The organism is Klebsiella sp. K5-306 (assembly GCF_051835185.1).
In the GTDB taxonomy this organism is placed as follows: domain Bacteria; phylum Pseudomonadota; class Gammaproteobacteria; order Enterobacterales; family Enterobacteriaceae; genus Klebsiella; species Klebsiella oxytoca.
In genome coordinates this window covers 192,890-208,035 of the sequence record NZ_JAIFJY010000004.1, presented here as the reverse complement: position 1 = coordinate 208,035, position 15,146 = coordinate 192,890, and the positions used below count along the sequence as shown (strand labels likewise).

The window sequence follows — 15,146 nt, the reverse complement described above, 5'->3', positions numbered from 1 at the left end:
GCATCAGTGATTAATAAAATAGAGCGAATGGCTGTGCCACAAAAGCCAGTCCTGCGGATAGTCACGCAGGGTGTTTTCAATCATCGTCGGTAGCTGTGCCGCGACCTCTTTTGGTCTCAGCGGAGAATAGATCTTTATTTTTATCCCCTGCTGATAATAGAGGTGATAAAAAACCACCTGCGCCGATACGATGCGAGAAAATCGCTGTACGCCGCTATGTAATTTCGCCGGGCGGCCAAAGAGTCGGCAGCTTATTTTCCCGGACTGCGCTTCATGGGTCTGCACGGTGTAATCGGCAGGAATGTCGGGGAAAATAATCATATTTTCCCGCCCTTCCGATACATTGGTCATTAACGCCATAAGCTCGCTGGCCAGCGACGTATTATCCTGGTGGATTGAGCAGTAAGAGAGCGCGACGCCGCCCATTTTTCGGCTGGCGACGGTGTAGCTTTCCGCGCTGGAGGAGACCACCACGCTGGCTTTTCCCGGCGTCACGCCGGCCCCGACCATCGCCGCTAAAATATCGGAAACGCAGTGCAGCGGCGCGAGGACGACCGGCGTCTTTTGCGCCACCAGAGGCGCGACAACGGCATCAAGCTCTCGCGTGCACGCCTGCATCTGGGCCAGCGTAGCCGGATGCTGTCCCCAGGTCGCGCCCATTTCAAGCAACTGACGGCGCATGGCTATCCATGCGGCATCGATTCGCCCGTCGGCGCCCGTCAGGCAGCGGTAGTTTTGCGTCGCCACGGCGGTACGGCCGCGGTAGTGTCGGCCCAATAACCGTAGCCGACATAGCGCGCGAACCGCTATCAACAGCAGCGGCATGGGGGTGAAACGCATGATCCTGCGCACCGCCTTTTGGCCATAGCCGGTAAAAGGCCGGTAGCGCCAGCTCAGCTGCGCGAACCATTTTCTTACGCTGAAAACGCTCCAGACGATGAGAAAACGCGTCACGCTTACTCCTTGTCCTGCGTTAACAGCTGGCGCATATAGTCGGCAAATTCAGGGAACTGGCGATCCTTCGCAACCACGTATTTTTTATTAACAATAAACAACGGCGTCGCGTTAATGTCGTAGAGTTCGGTAATTTTCGCCATATATTCCAGGCGCTCGGCAACGGCCTGACTTTGGCGTATCTGATGGTATTTCTCGACATCGATATCATTTTTTTTCAGCCAGCCATTAAGCGCGTCATCATCCGCTAAATTAATACCGCGGGTCAGCACGGCGTTAAAAGCCCGATCGCGCATCTGGCGCTCAAGGCCCATCACCTCCAGCGTGGCGAAAACCGGCGCATAAATGGCCAGGCCGTTTCTTTCGGCCGTAATATGGATAACGTCAAAGGCGCTATCCGCCGGTAACGTGGCGGCGAATTTTTCAATCTCTTCTTCGTTCGACGCGCAGTAGTGACAGCCGTAGGACATCACTTCAATGATGCTTTTCTCATTCTTGATTGGGCTACTGGCAACGGTGGCGCTGTCAATTTCCCGCAGAGCCGAAGGCTGACTGCTATCCAGCGAAAACGTATTAAAAACAAAAATGTGATAGCACAGCACGGTAATTAGCGACGAAATTAACGCCACCAGAAATGTATAGCCAACAGCGGTAATAGGTTTTATCTTCATTTGATACCAGGCTCGCGAATACGGCAGAGAAATACATGGAGGGTTCCCCCTCCATGTACCGCATCAGAAATTACTGACGGATGCTATTCGGTACAACACACATACCGTCAGGCGCATCTTTGGAGGTCACGGTTGAGTTACCGTGCTTATCCGTACAGGTAGTCACTTGTTTACAGGTAGAGATACCGCCAACAACCACCGTCTCGTAAGAGCTGGTGCAAGTTTCCTTGCAGGTCCCGCCAATGATTGTTGATGCTTCAATCATGCTTAATTTTTTCATTTGTTAGATCCTTAACTATTTATATTGAAATGTATTTTCTTACACTTACCTACTGGCTTAAATACCTGCCAGTAATTCTTGCGATGTCATCGCTGGTACGTTATTAAACGCAGGGGGTAGCCACGATGCATTTGAAAATATTAAACAGTTCCACGTTATTTTTTACGTTTAATTTTTTCATCAGCCCGCGTTTACAGCGGCTCAATCGACGAACATCAATTTTTTGCTCAGAGGAAATTTGTGACAGCGTTTTCCCTTTGAATATTTCTTCCATTAACCACCAGTCATCGCTGGAGATGCTGTTGTTAAAATCCCTGGCGAGCCATTTCTGTCGAGTATAATTAATTAAGGATCGACTGAAGAAAATTTTCTTCGCCACCATGGCATCAGCGCTTTCGATAAATTTAAAAAAATTATCCAGCGATTCATTCTTTAATAGCCAACTCGCTTCCGGCAGCAAAGAATGCAACGCAAAAAACAGAGAGATATTATTTTCTCCCAATAAAATTACCAGCTGCTGATTTTCCCGGCAGTAATACTCTTTAATGGTGTAGAGCGCATTAAAACGCTCATCCGGCAAACTGTCGACATCGCAGAGGATCCAGCGCAGTTCATCTTTTTGCTTTGGCTGACGCAGGGTGTTGATCAATTGTGAGAATTGGTCAAGCCTTGAGAAAGCGCAGTCGTCTTCATGCGCGGCCAGATCGGCCACCACCGAACGCACGCCTTCCGCGAAAAAGATGTTTTTATCGTAGAGAAAGAAATGACGGCTCATAGTTAATCATCCTTGATCTAATCTACTGGTAATTTATGGTGTAATTCGCAGTTGCCTGGAAGGCCCCGGTTTGCAAAGTTTTGTTACTCAAGGCATCCGGTTCCCCTTCCACAAAAGCTTTAAAATTTAACTGCATGGTGGCATTGGAAATGGCAACCGCGGTCGTTGGCGTATTTAGTGAAATCGCCGTACCATCATTCTCTTCAAAACCAATGCCAATACCGCTGGCGGAGTTAGGCGCTATCGGCGTTATCGCCAGACGGTCGCTCATATTGGCATTTTCCGTTCCGCTAAAGGTTACGGTAACGGAATTAAACACATCAGTACTGCAATCCTTAAGCTCAATCACAAAAGCTTTAGGTTGGGATTTTCTCTCCGCATAGAGCGTACGAGTGGAAATTTCGCCAAAATCTACGGCGATATTTTTTGACGAGGGAACGATACTGCAACCATGGGCAACGACGGTTCCCTTGAAGTTTAAATCGCCGCCGATCAGCTCCCCGATAGCCTGTGCCGGGGTGGCCGCCGATAGCGAACCTATGAGTACCATTGATGCGATAAATTGACGCATGCTGTCCCCTTACTGAAACTCAGCGACCACGGTGGCCGATGCCTGGAAATCCCCTTCGAGAACGTTGGTCCCGGCATTCGCAATCGGCGCGGCCGTCAGATTCCAGGTTCCCTGGTTATTGGTAAAACCCGGGACGTCATAAAACCTATTCGCCGCAACTAAATTGCCGCCCGAATCCTTGAGGATAATGCCAAGATTTGAGCGATCGACGGCGCCAGTCGTGCCTAAATAATCGCTATTAAAGCTGGCGGTATTGGCCTGCTGGATCCCCAGGCGAATATTCAGATTACCGGTTGCAAAGCTTCCTCCTTCGCATTTCACCTGGATTGGCACAGACTGGCTGTAGTTGTTGCCATTAAGCAGGGAACCCGCGCTGGGGATAGTATTGAAATCAACGGTGATCGGTGAACCCGAATTGACAACACATTTATCCGGGACGGTAATCACCCCGGAATTAATTGAGATAATCGACATCGGCGTAGTGCCCATCCCTGCGCTGTAATTCCCCAGACGCCCATAAAGCTTTGCGATTTCTGTACCCAGCAGGTTCACGCCGTTGACAATCGGCTTGGTAATCATAAACGTTACCCGCCCCTGGGCGCCGGACTCAAAGTTATTAAACTGGGTGGTTGGCGGAACGCATTTGTTCTGATACGCTCCGTTCGTTTCATTATTAAAAGGAACGGCAAAATAATCCATCCGTTCACCGCGGATATAAATCTCTATTTTTACATCCATATAATCATTGAGTTTTAAATACCCTGGTGTACTTCCCTGCTGCAGTATTGATGCGGTAGCCGAGTAATATATAGCCTGATTTTCCATCGGAATCGTACAGCTGGCAACCCCAGAATATTGTCCCCCCAGGGAAAAGACATAAGGAATGGTTGCTCCGGGGCTATTATTGGTAATATCCTGATTGGCCACGTCAATATTATACATTTTAGGCCCGCCGACCGGGGTAATTTCCCCTTCAACCGCCGCACCGACGTTCAGGGAATATAAACCGCCGCAGAGTAAAATAGTGACGCAAGATTTCCGCCCGATAAGCATTGTCGCCATCACAGATACTCCATTTTTAAACGCAGCAGTCCGCTAAAATTACCCGCAGTCACGTTACGCGCGGTCGACTCCAGCACGGCAATAAACGTCAGGCTGCTGTCGCCGGTTTTCACAATAAACGGCGGCTGCGTTTGGTTAATATCCAGCGCCCGCTCTTTGATATCCAGCAGGCGAATACCGGCGCCAGAAATACTGCCGGTCAGGCGCAGCAGCTGGCGATTGTGCTCATCGGACTCGCCGATAAAGGTCAGCTGTACCGCCTGCTCGCCGGTGGTGTAGAGGTGCTTGCTATTGCCCGTCGTTCTTGATGCGATGCTGTCCCGCGCCTGCGATGCGCCCTTCAGACAATCCCTGAGCTCGACGCGAACCAGCACCGGCTGGCTGCGGTCGCCTGCCTGATGAAAACGACGGGCGCTAATTTCACCCATCTCAATTATCTGCAGACGGCTCTGCGGCGCCAGCACGCAAGGTGAGGCATAGACGGAGCCGTTGAATATGACGTTACCGCCATCTTCCCCCTGATGATCCCGGTTATAGTGCTGCGGCTGTAGCGGAATATCAGCCTCGGCCAACGCGGGCATACTGATACCGAATACAAACAGTGCTAAAAGCGATAAACGCGTTTTCATCATCAGGTTCCTCTTTAATTACCCTTGCTGCGATGGCGGCAGAGCTTTACAGGTATTTCCTTCACAGCGATATTTCAGCTCGGGATGGCCGCCATAGTCATTCACATACATCATGGCAAACTCTCGCACGCCGCCATCGGTGACGCTGAATTCCAGGCTGGACTTCGGCGCAACCATGATCCCCGGGAATTTGGTGATTTTTTCACCCTTCACGCGGGATAAGCCAATGATGGTGATGTAATAGGGCGTCGGATTTTGCGCGGTCATCTTATTTCCGCTCTTTTGGAAGACGACCTGGTCCTGCCATATCTCGCTTTTGCTTTTGGGAATAATGGCGGTCGGGCGGAAAAATAATTTAATCCGCGACTGCATGGCTAACTGCAGGACATTAGCTTTATCCGGCTTGGGCGGAATTTCGCGCACGCTTAAATAAAACAGGCTTTCGCGATCCTGCGGTAATTGGTTAATGCCATCCGTTTTGGTGACCCGCGCCACCCCTTTTTGTCCGCCGTTGATACGCTGTAAAGGCGGTAGCACCACCAGCGGAGAGGTAATCTTATTGCCCTTGCTGTCCTCGACCCAGGATTGCGCCAGAAACGGAATATCCGGACTGGTGTTGGTTAAATTGGCGCTCGCCGAGCTGTCTTTACCGGTGATAATCAGGCGAGTGCGGTCCAGCGAAACGCCTGCCTGAGCGGTACCGCTTACCGCCGCCAGCATCAGAGCGCCCATCCAGCAGAGTTTGTTGCTTGTTATGCTCATTTTTGACCTTTTATTACTGTCACTGTCATTTACACGGCAATAGCGCGGCTGTCGCACGACGCTCTATGGTGGGCGGGATAGCGATCTGACACTGCTTCTTCCCGCCCCAAACGACGCTTAGCAGCTCCTGAGGATTAACCCCTGCCAGCCATCCCTGCCCGCCTTCCATAATCATGGATACGCTTACGCCATCGTCGTTAATCACCTCAGCGCCGAACGGCGGATAGGTGCCATCAGCCAGCCGAATAATGCCCATCATTTTTTCGCCCTTCGCCATGCCAAAGGTCTGATAGCCAATGGCGCCTTCGGTCAGCGTGGCGGTGCTGATAGCTTTTGCTGGTTCGATGGATTCCGACATCGCATCCACGTCGACTCGGGTGTCAAAGCTGTTGTAGCTCACGATGTCCGGAATAACGGCGATGCCGAAATTATTGGTTCTTGATTTACCGTCATTAAGCGGAACGTCGCCGATACCGTTGGTATTCACCATAACGCGGGCCGTATTGAGCGTCGCACCGCTGTTGTGGAGCGCCGCGCCGTGCCGTGTGGCGGTGAATCCGCCGCGCAGCGTGCTGCTCAGGGAGAGATAGTTATCCTGCTGATAGCTGGCGTTACTGTTGATTTCGGCATACTGCGAGCGGCGCTGATAATAGCCGTCGACGTTGGCATAACCGCTCTGGCTCGCTCCCGCACGCAGCCGCCACAGGTTGTTATAGTCGCTGCTATCGGTATACGAGAGCATCGGGCTGGTTTTACCGTTATTGGTCTGCACATCCAGGCCGCTCCATTTACTATCGCCAACCGGAATAGAAAGTGAGAGAGCAATAGAGTCGTCCTTCCGACCTTCATAATCAGAACGATAGGCCGAAATATTGGTGGTGATCCCGCGAATATTACCGACGTTAAACGAGCGTCCTAACGAGATGCCGTAGCGATCCTGGCTGCTTCTGTTCCAGTAATTCTGGTGGGTATAGGTCAGAAAGACGGTTGTCGCCTTACCTGGCTCATCGGCCCAGAAAGTTTTATTACCGGTGATGGTATAAACTTCTTTTTCACGGCCAAGACTGTCGTACCCCTCATAACGCTCGTTGAGATACTGCGAGAAAGAACGGAAGTCCTCCTGCGAGAAGCGATACCCGGCGAAGGTAATTGAACTGTTATATTCGTCGAAGGTTTTCGCATAGCTCAGCTTAAACGAGGTTCCTTTCAGTCGCTTTTGGTTCGACTGCTGACTGTAAGATTCCGTGGCATCCAGCGAGAGCGCGCCGAAGACGCTGAGATCGCGACCGATACCGGCGGAAACCGCGGTATATTCGGCCCCTGCGCTCTGCAACCCGCCGTAGAGCGACCAGGCATTGGTGATCCCCCAGGAGAAATCACCGGAAGCGAAACCTGGCCCCTGAATTTTATGGCTATAGCGGGACGGCGCACCGATAGCGACGTTGTAGCGCACGTAGCCTGGACGCGTAAGATAAGGAATATTGGCAGTGTTAACCTGGAATGTGGAGATGGAGCCGTCCTGCTCTTCCACCTGAACATCCAGCGTACCGCGCACCGAGCTCCGTAAATCCTGAATATTAAACGGCCCGGCAGGCACCGTCGTTTCATAAATGATGCGTCCGCTCTGCTTCACCGTCACCTTAGCGTTGGTCTTTGCCAGACCGCGGATTTCCGGCGCGTAGCCCTGCAGGTTTGGCGGCAGTTGACGCTCATCGCTGGCGAGATTCAGCCCGGTAAAACGAACGGTGTCGAAAACCTGCGAATCAAGATAGATCTCCCCTGCCGTCAGTTTTGCCGCCATCATCGGCAGCGGACGATAGGCGTAGAACTGATTCATATCGAAATCAAATTGATGCGTCGCGCTGTAGTAGCTGGTCTGATATTCGCCGCGTACGCGCCAGCCGCCGAGGTTGAAGCCTGTCTGGCCATATCCGCTCAGGGTGCTGTAATCCTTGTGCATATCAAGCTGGCGGGTATATTGGCCGGTGAGGCTATAGTCGAGCAAAAATCCGCCGATCCCCTGGTCCCAGCGCTCAGGCGGCGTCCAGTTTGGATCGTTATATTTCATCCACGCTTGCGGAATGGTGATATCCAGCACCCCGGCGTAGTTACTGAGCGTGGCGCCCGGAAGGCTGAGGAGGTCATAACAATCGGCAAACGGCTGCGCGACCTTCTGCTGGGCTTCTTCTTTTAATGCCAATCTTGCAAGAATTTCGCCGTTAATGCAGGCCTGAGTATGCTTCTCGTCTTTGGAAGACAGATAGCGAACCTTTTGCTGCCCTACAGCCTGACCATTTATTTTAATGTCTAATAAGTACTCGCCCGGTGGCACATAGTTGTCGGTGGCGAAACGCGTTAAATCGATATTGTCGCGGTCGGCGGCATCCAAGACGTCGGTGTTGAATTCCACATCAGTGGAGGCGCAAGCCACAGAAGCACAGCAGAAAAAAAGGATCTGAGAGAGGATTATTTTTATTTTTAGTTCTGCTGACATGACTATTCATCCCGAATCATTCAGTAAAATATCGTGCGCGACAAACAAGCTACAACAGCAATAGCTGGCTTATTTCTAGTTGTAATCCATAAAGAAACGAGTGACGGCGTAAAAATCTCCAGCCTTAATATGTTGCTGAACCGGAACCAACGAAGCGGTAAATTTCAGCGTATTATTCTCATCACTCAGAAGATACCCGGAAGAGGGTTCTCCAAAAGTTAAAATCTCCCCGTGGCGATCGCGAATCTGTATCCCAAAGCCTTTTCCCTCGCCATCCGGAATTAATACCGTCGGGTCTTGCGACGAAGCATTTCCGGTAAAGGTGATGGTGGCATAGGCACCGGGCGTTGATGGATTTTCGCTACCGAAAGAGGCGCAGCCGACTAAGCGCACCAGAAAAGGTCGGATCAGCTTACCTTCCTGGTCCATATTAATATCGCGAGCCGAGATATTACCGAAATCCACCCACAGTTCGCGCGAGTTGGGATCGATATCGCAGGCGGCAGCAACCAGCTCCCCCGAAAGCGCCAACTGTCCGGGCGTAAAATTAGTACTCAAAGCATGTCCGGAGAAGAGTAATACCGATACGAATAACGCCATCAGTCTCTTTTTCTCTGTATCCTTAACCATACTCAGAATTCCATATTATCTGGCACCCATTCCAATATCGCGGGGAGAAGTCTCCCCGCGAGCGATAATTCAAAATCGATTATTGATAATCGATAGTGAAGTTGATCGTTGACTGGAATGCACCCGCGGTAACGGTAGTGGTAGAACCGCTCGCAGCAGCTTCCGCTTTCAGGAAGGCCACGAAAGGAATGGTGTTGGTGCCATCAACCAGAGTGACCGGAGTCGTCTGCGCGCCCCAGGTCACAGTCTGGCTAGCGCTGTCTTTCAGGCCGATACCCGCGCCGGATGCGGTACCAGAAGTGAATGCAGCCAGAGTAGGATCGTTCGGGTTAACCGAAGTCGGGGTGTAGGAAACAACGGCGCTGCTAGCGATGGTGGTGTCGCAGTACTGCAGTTCGATGCTTTTAGCTTCAGTTGCCTGACCACCGCCCTGCAGCAGGGAAACTGGAACCTGACCAAAATCAACGGTTACCGGGCTGGACGACGGGGCCAAACCACAAGCAGTGTTCACCAGTTCACCCTGAAGCTCGATAACCCCGTTGGTTGTATCAGCAGCCAGAGCAGACATAGAGCCGAGAGCAGCAGTTAATGCCACAGCCATAGCAACTTTATTCAGTTTCATAGAAAATTCCTGCGTTATAAATTTTTATCCTAAAGAGTAAGGAGCTATAAAATTGCTGCGGTATATTCTCACAACAATCTGCAGCCCTCCGCATCACCGAAAAATCCGTTTCAATAATTAGACTATTAATTAATATTAATAATTTAATTAAATCCAGATCCCCTGGTCGGCAAAAATACTAACAAATCATTTTTGGGGTAAAAAGAAATACATTTAGCAGGGAATTAAAAAAAGATTTAACCTCGCGAACAATCCCGCGTCAGAAATTTAACTCGCAGAACACTGAGATATATCCTAAAAACAAATTACGCCAGGTAATTAATAAATTATAGATGCCATGAATTCACCGTAAAATAATTTTAACATAGATCACAATTTTTTAACAAAGAAGTTATCAGCTCTTTCTGCGGGTCATACGTAGACACAACCGGAGAATCTTTCCGCACCACGCCGTTGCCGCTTCTTGTTTTCCTGGCCAGAAGACTCCGTTATCATGCGGCTCATGAGTCAATGAAAAGAAAAGCACAATTTCACGGGAACCAATGAGCCGCAGCGTGACGTCATGAAAACAATAAAATCCGCTAACTCATTAAAACTTAAGTAAATGGACATCAAAACTGATGAGTACACTAGAGAATCTTGACGCCCATACGCCCATGATGCAGCAGTATAGAAAATAAGATTATAGTAAATTGATATGTATGAATATTTAAATAAAAACAAACACAACAAGCTACCTATAGGCTACAAATAGTGAAATCAATCTGGCTGCTCTTGTATAAGCTGGATTTCTAAAAGGTAAGTTTTCCTCTAAAAACTCATCGGCAAAAACATAATTCACAGCAGGTTTACTGTTGTGTCTTAGGAAATCCGATGCCATCTCCGCTGCGTATGGCGTTTCTAGGTAATACGTCAAAAACTGTTTGGATGGTAGTTGGCACGTATGGTATCTGTCGAGGGCTATGGGTTAAGTATGTGTTTTCTTGGTTTCTCTATTTCTTAACTAGTTTCAAAATGTTAAATCCATCACAAAAATGCGGTAGTAGAAACTATGAGCATATGATTTGCCATTTTTTGAGGGTTGAATGTAAACAAGCCTGTTGGCAAAATTGTTGATGTAGTTATGACTACTTTTTTGGGATTTTAAAATCCTACACAGCAATGACAACATAGTACCATCAAGAAACAGTTAAAAAGGAAATAATATGGCTGCAAAACTATGTTTCTTCCCCGTAGGTAATGGGGATATGACACTTATTCAAACTGAAGATGGAAAAAATATATTAATCGATTGCCGTATTAGGGATGGAGAAGAACATCCTGATGTCCGCTCACAACTTAGAGAAAAACTCTCTCGAGATAGCGAAGGGCGTCTTTTCGTCAATCTTTTTATTTGGACGCATCCTGATTCAGATCATTGTGATGGAGTATCTGATCACTTTCACTTGGGGAAACCTGAAAATTGGAGTGAAAAGAGCGATAAAATTTTTATCAATGAAATTTGGTCAAGCCCAATTGTATTTAGACGCCATCATGCTCAAAATCATCCATTATGTGATGATGCAATAGCGTTAAATACAGAAGTGAAGAGAAGAGTTAATCTTTACAAAGAGAAGGGCTATTTGGATGGTGTCGGAAACCAAGTCTTGGTTTTAGGAAAAGACGAGAATGGTAAAACTGATGATATACCATATATTCTTTTAGAATTAGATAATACAACCAGTTATATTAACGGAGAATCTTCATCAGTTTTTCAAGCCCGGTTATTAGGTCCATCACCCAAGAAAGATCTCGACGAGTTAGAAGATAAATTAGGTAAAAATCATTCGAGTGTTATCATAAACTTTGAATTAAAAGGTGATAACAAAACTGCTTATTTTTTAAGTGGAGGTGATGCTGAGGTTGTGTGCTGGGAAGGTGTGAAAGATCGTCTGTCAGACAAGAATGAAATGTCATGGTTAGATTATGATATCTTACAAACACCACATCATTGTTCTTGGCACAGTATATCTCATGATAGTCTAAGCCAAAAAGGCGATGATGCAAAAACCTCTGAAAAAGCAATGGAGGTATTTAACCGTGCAAAACAAAATGCTTTCATTATATCAAGTTCGAAAACAATTGAAGACGATGAAAAAGATCCTCCAGCTTACCGAGCAAAAGAAGAGTATGAAAAAATAACAGATGATAAAAACGGTCAATTTCTGTGCGTATCTGATCATAAAAAAAATGGAAAAAATGTTCCTTTGGAAATTGAAATTTCCAGTAATGGTATTAAGAAGATAGCGGCATCTACATTAGGTATGGCAGAATCATCTAATACTGTCGTAAATAGACAAGGTGGTGGTGGTTATGCCTGATTGTCTTAAAAACAAGATAGATCAGTTAAATAAAATCCTTGCACCTTATGGTGCAAGGAAGCTGTCCAATACTGAATTATCTATTCTTGATGAAAAATATACATGTGTCTGGGAATTACCTACAGATTTAGTATTCAATGACGACTCAATTGTATTACAAATAAGGTATAAAAGTTTAACACAGCATGATATCCCAGAAGTATTTGTATCATCTCCAGTAATAAATGTATGTCAATTACCTCATATAGAAAAAAATGGTAAACTATGTGTTTGGCCAAATACATACATTATTGATTTGAGTGATAATTCATATGTTCTTGAATTATTAAGTGATGCCTATTCGATGTTGAAAAAAGGCATCAAAGGAGATCTTAGAGATGATTTTATTGACGAGTTTCAGAATTACTGGATTTATCATTGCAATAAAATAGAACGTGTTATTAGCCTATGTGATTTGAACATAAAGAACACAAGATTAGTATACGGCTACAAACCAAAAACATTAGGATGGATATATTCTGATGGTGAACAAAAATTAATTAATTGGTTAGATAATCAGAAACTACTATCTTCCAATTCAGATAACTCTAATGCAAGAGATAAACACCTACGTCAAAGACAACTTTCCAGAATAATATCTATTCCATTAATATTTTTTGAAAATGCATGGTATCCAGAACAATATCCAAGAACAATAAGAGATTTATTCAATTTAATCAATGAATATCATAATGAGCCAGATATAGTTGATGAGTTTATTTTAAAATCAATAGCAAATATATATAATCGCAACCCAACTGTTTTAATAGCATTTCCTACGCCCTCAGGAATGAATATTATAGGAATTCGAATTTCTGAGAATGTAGGTGATCGTCATACAGATAGATATGATACAAGAGCTATCGCTAACGGTCGATTCCACATTAATTCATTATTAGATGGTCATAGAGATTATATCAATGGCCGCATTTTAAAGAATAGAATTGGTGAGTTAAAAGCACAAAACATCTTAGTTGAACGTAACGATAACTCATGGATAATGGGTAGAGATCATAATCCTACTTATAAAAAAATATCTGAGCATACAGTAGCTATAATCGGATGTGGCTCAGTCGGTTCATCTATATCGAGGCTGTTAATACAATCTGGCATTACAAATATAATGCTCTGGGATGAAGACTCTATGAAATCAGAAAATTCTTCACGACATCTCCTGGGGTTCGATTCTGTTAACAAAAATAAAGCATCTGCTCTCGCATCCAAACTTCGTTTAGAATTTCCAAACACCAATATAGAGTATTTTAATGAAGAATGGTCCGAAAACGCTGAATCAAGTACAAGAATTACTGAGGCTGACCTTATCCTAAGCTGCACTGCCGATTGGAATACCGAGCAACAACTGTTAAGTAAACAATCTCAGTGTAATTTGGGAGTTCTTGTTTTTGCTTTTGTTGAAGCCCATGCAATGGCTGGACATGTAATAGTAAATCAAATAGATTCTGGTGCCTTTAATGCCTGGCATTACACACAAGGTGAAAAAATAGGTGCATTGAGATATCCTGCTACATATTGGAAAGAAAATACAAAAAAAAGAATTGCTGCTTGTGCTGGAGAATTTCAGCCTTATGGAGCGATACCTTTAGCAAACTTACATTCACTTGCTGCAAGAACAATAATTGACTTAATATTGAATAGATTTCCTGACAGTTCCTTTGCATATAGCTATCTTGGTAGACAAGAAGAACTGGTAGAACTTGGTGGTCAATGGAATAATTGTTGGATAAATAAATTTGGCAATCCAAATAAAGGCGATCGAATCATTTCTTTGATTTATGAAAACTCAAGCTGGATGAATAACGATGCATAAATTTTATAGTTATGATTTAAATTTTTATATATGCATCAGTGAAGATATTATGGAAGAGTTATTTTCTTATAGACAGAAAAATTTCCTAAGTAAAGAGTCTGGAGGAATGTTATTTACAAATAAACTTGACAACACAGAAATAGAAATAAATAAAATCTCAATACCTTGCTCATCTGATATAAGGAAAAGAAACTATTTCAAATTAGATGAGAAAAAAGCGAAACAAGAAGTACTAATACAATTTGAAAATGGTTTCCATTATTTAGGCGACTGGCATACACACAACGAGACTATTGCAAACCCATCACCTACTGATATTAATAGCATTCATGAGTTATTTACCAAATCTAAACATAACAGACCATTTTTTATAATTTTAATAATCCCTAATCAAAATCTAATATCTAATTGTTATTTGGCAGCGGCAGATGGAAAAAAGATATACCAATTTAAATATCAAAATCAAACAACAACGATTTAGAAAAGACTATAAATTAAGGAGAGCAAAGTGTCTATAATTAAAAGTTTTTCAGTAGGAAATGGTGATATGTGTTATATAAAGCATAATAGTGATAATTTCACAATCATTGATTGTAACATTAATACTGGAAATGCCAAAGGCATTATAGAAGAAATAAAAGAGCAATCAGCTCAAAAGAGTATAATGCGATTTATTTCAACTCATCCTGATGAAGATCATTTCGGGGGTATTCATCTGCTTGATGATGAAATAAAAATCCATAACTTTTATGTAATAAAAAATAAAGCGATAAAAAAAGATATTACAGTTTCATTTGAGAGATACTGTTCCTTACGTGATGATTGTGATAAAGCTTTTTATATTTCTAAGGGATGCACACGTAAATGGATGAATAAAAGTGATGAAAACCGTTCAAGCTCAGGAATAAGTGTTCTATGGCCTGAACTAAATAACCCTTTCTTTATTGAGGCGTTAAGTGCCTGCGAAACAGGTGAAAGTTATAACAATGCCTCAGCAGTAATTAGATATAGCCTCAATAATGGTGCCAGCATAATGTGGTTAGGAGACCTTGAAACTGAATTTATGGAAAATATTGCTAATGACATACACTTAGAAAAAACCACAATTGTTTTTGCAGCACATCATGGTAGAAAGTCAGGAAAAATACCAGATTCATGGCTGAAAAAGTTAGATCCTCAATATATTATTATCGGAGAAGCCCCATCTCGACATTTAAATTACTATACCGGATACCAAAAAATAACCCAAAACAGAGCCGGTGATATTACAATGAAATGCATCGATGATAAAGTTCATTTTTACGTATCGAATGCAGCCTATGAAAAAGACTCTTTGATTGATGAACAAGTATATGACGCATCTCTCGGGTACTACATCGGCTCACTTACAGTAGAAAAAGAATATACGTTATAGATTCACATTCAAGATGCAATATTAATCTCTATTTTTAAAAAATAAGAGTATAATT

The 15,146-nt window shown here is 44.7% G+C and carries 15 protein-coding genes; 4 read left to right on the top strand and 11 right to left on the bottom strand.

What is annotated here, in order from left to right:
• Nucleotides 1-3: 3 nt before the first annotated feature.
• The 11 genes from K2184_RS08630 to K2184_RS08580 all read right to left on the bottom strand — a co-directional run bounded on the left by K2184_RS08630 (nucleotide 4) and on the right by K2184_RS08580 (nucleotide 9,450).
• Nucleotides 4-954: a hypothetical protein gene (locus tag K2184_RS08630; RefSeq protein ID WP_064370253.1), complete on the bottom strand. Its 951-nt coding sequence runs from the start codon at nucleotides 952-954 to the stop codon at nucleotides 4-6.
• Between the two features lie 2 nt (nucleotides 955-956).
• Nucleotides 957-1,625, bottom strand: a complete 669-nt coding sequence (locus K2184_RS08625; protein WP_004104920.1) for a DsbA family protein — start codon at nucleotides 1,623-1,625, stop codon at nucleotides 957-959.
• Between the two features lie 70 nt (nucleotides 1,626-1,695).
• A complete protein-coding gene (locus tag K2184_RS08620) occupies nucleotides 1,696-1,905 on the bottom strand; it encodes a DUF4762 family protein (protein ID WP_004104922.1) in 210 nt (69 codons plus the stop codon).
• A gap of 103 nt (nucleotides 1,906-2,008) precedes the next feature.
• The gene (locus K2184_RS08615) at nucleotides 2,009-2,680 is read right to left on the bottom strand and encodes a hypothetical protein (protein WP_004104924.1); all 672 of its coding nucleotides are present in this window, start codon (nucleotides 2,678-2,680) and stop codon (nucleotides 2,009-2,011) included.
• 22 nt (nucleotides 2,681-2,702) lie between these two features.
• The gene (locus tag K2184_RS08610) at nucleotides 2,703-3,251 is read right to left on the bottom strand and encodes a fimbrial protein (RefSeq protein ID WP_004114804.1); all 549 of its coding nucleotides are present in this window, start codon (nucleotides 3,249-3,251) and stop codon (nucleotides 2,703-2,705) included.
• Nucleotides 3,252-3,260: 9 nt separating this feature from the next.
• Nucleotides 3,261-4,313, bottom strand: coding sequence for a fimbrial protein (locus K2184_RS08605; RefSeq protein WP_004114806.1), 1,053 nt, complete (start codon nucleotides 4,311-4,313; stop codon nucleotides 3,261-3,263).
• Nucleotides 4,313-4,942 (bottom strand): fimbrial protein, encoded by a 630-nt coding sequence (locus tag K2184_RS08600; protein ID WP_004104936.1) that lies wholly within the window; start codon nucleotides 4,940-4,942, stop codon nucleotides 4,313-4,315. Before K2184_RS08600 ends, K2184_RS08605 begins: the two co-directional genes overlap by 1 nt.
• Before the next feature lie 18 nt (nucleotides 4,943-4,960).
• Entirely contained in the window at nucleotides 4,961-5,704 is a 744-nt protein-coding gene (locus tag K2184_RS08595; protein WP_004104938.1) for a fimbrial biogenesis chaperone, read from the bottom strand.
• A gap of 25 nt (nucleotides 5,705-5,729) precedes the next feature.
• Nucleotides 5,730-8,198 carry a fimbria/pilus outer membrane usher protein gene (locus tag K2184_RS08590; RefSeq protein WP_023321515.1) on the bottom strand — a complete coding sequence of 823 codons (2,469 nt, stop codon included), beginning with the start codon at nucleotides 8,196-8,198 and terminating at the stop codon, nucleotides 5,730-5,732.
• Nucleotides 8,199-8,273: 75 nt separating this feature from the next.
• Nucleotides 8,274-8,828: a fimbrial protein gene (locus K2184_RS08585; RefSeq protein WP_004104942.1), complete on the bottom strand. Its 555-nt coding sequence runs from the start codon at nucleotides 8,826-8,828 to the stop codon at nucleotides 8,274-8,276.
• 79 nt (nucleotides 8,829-8,907) lie between these two features.
• Complete coding sequence (locus tag K2184_RS08580) at nucleotides 8,908-9,450, bottom strand: fimbrial protein (protein WP_004104944.1); 543 nt, start codon at nucleotides 9,448-9,450, stop codon at nucleotides 8,908-8,910.
• 1,205 nt (nucleotides 9,451-10,655) lie between these two features.
• Here K2184_RS08580 and K2184_RS08575 point away from each other — a divergent pair.
• The 4 genes from K2184_RS08575 to K2184_RS08560 are packed head-to-tail and all read left to right on the top strand — an operon-like array spanning nucleotide 10,656 to nucleotide 15,091.
• Complete coding sequence (locus K2184_RS08575; protein WP_029701610.1) at nucleotides 10,656-11,810, top strand: hypothetical protein; 1,155 nt, start codon at nucleotides 10,656-10,658, stop codon at nucleotides 11,808-11,810.
• A complete protein-coding gene (locus K2184_RS08570) occupies nucleotides 11,803-13,677 on the top strand; it encodes a ThiF family adenylyltransferase (protein ID WP_163525318.1) in 1,875 nt (624 codons plus the stop codon). Before K2184_RS08575 ends, K2184_RS08570 begins: the two co-directional genes overlap by 8 nt.
• A gap of 49 nt (nucleotides 13,678-13,726) precedes the next feature.
• Nucleotides 13,727-14,158 carry a Mov34/MPN/PAD-1 family protein gene (locus K2184_RS08565; RefSeq protein WP_227629025.1) on the top strand — a complete coding sequence of 144 codons (432 nt, stop codon included), beginning with the start codon at nucleotides 13,727-13,729 and terminating at the stop codon, nucleotides 14,156-14,158.
• Between the two features lie 27 nt (nucleotides 14,159-14,185).
• Complete coding sequence (locus tag K2184_RS08560) at nucleotides 14,186-15,091, top strand: hypothetical protein (protein ID WP_029701605.1); 906 nt, start codon at nucleotides 14,186-14,188, stop codon at nucleotides 15,089-15,091.
• Nucleotides 15,092-15,146 lie beyond the last annotated feature (55 nt).

Bases quoted from the DNA above. Each gene is read 5' to 3' on its own strand.
- K2184_RS08625 (WP_004104920.1), bottom strand. From the start codon at position 1,625: ATGAAGATAAAACCTATTACCGCTGTTGGCTATACATTTCTGGTGGCG.
- K2184_RS08620 (WP_004104922.1), bottom strand. From the start codon at position 1,905: ATGAAAAAATTAAGCATGATTGAAGCATCAACAATCATTGGCGGGACC.
- K2184_RS08615 (WP_004104924.1), bottom strand. From the start codon at position 2,680: ATGAGCCGTCATTTCTTTCTCTACGATAAAAACATCTTTTTCGCGGAA.
- K2184_RS08610 (WP_004114804.1), bottom strand. From the start codon at position 3,251: ATGCGTCAATTTATCGCATCAATGGTACTCATAGGTTCGCTATCGGCG.
- K2184_RS08605 (WP_004114806.1), bottom strand. From the start codon at position 4,313: ATGGCGACAATGCTTATCGGGCGGAAATCTTGCGTCACTATTTTACTC.
- K2184_RS08600 (WP_004104936.1), bottom strand. From the start codon at position 4,942: ATGAAAACGCGTTTATCGCTTTTAGCACTGTTTGTATTCGGTATCAGT.
- K2184_RS08595 (WP_004104938.1), bottom strand. From the start codon at position 5,704: ATGAGCATAACAAGCAACAAACTCTGCTGGATGGGCGCTCTGATGCTG.
- K2184_RS08590 (WP_023321515.1), bottom strand. From the start codon at position 8,198: ATGTCAGCAGAACTAAAAATAAAAATAATCCTCTCTCAGATCCTTTTT.
- K2184_RS08585 (WP_004104942.1), bottom strand. From the start codon at position 8,828: ATGGTTAAGGATACAGAGAAAAAGAGACTGATGGCGTTATTCGTATCG.
- K2184_RS08580 (WP_004104944.1), bottom strand. From the start codon at position 9,450: ATGAAACTGAATAAAGTTGCTATGGCTGTGGCATTAACTGCTGCTCTC.
- K2184_RS08575 (WP_029701610.1), top strand. From the start codon at position 10,656: ATGGCTGCAAAACTATGTTTCTTCCCCGTAGGTAATGGGGATATGACA.
- K2184_RS08570 (WP_163525318.1), top strand. From the start codon at position 11,803: ATGCCTGATTGTCTTAAAAACAAGATAGATCAGTTAAATAAAATCCTT.
- K2184_RS08565 (WP_227629025.1), top strand. From the start codon at position 13,727: ATGGAAGAGTTATTTTCTTATAGACAGAAAAATTTCCTAAGTAAAGAG.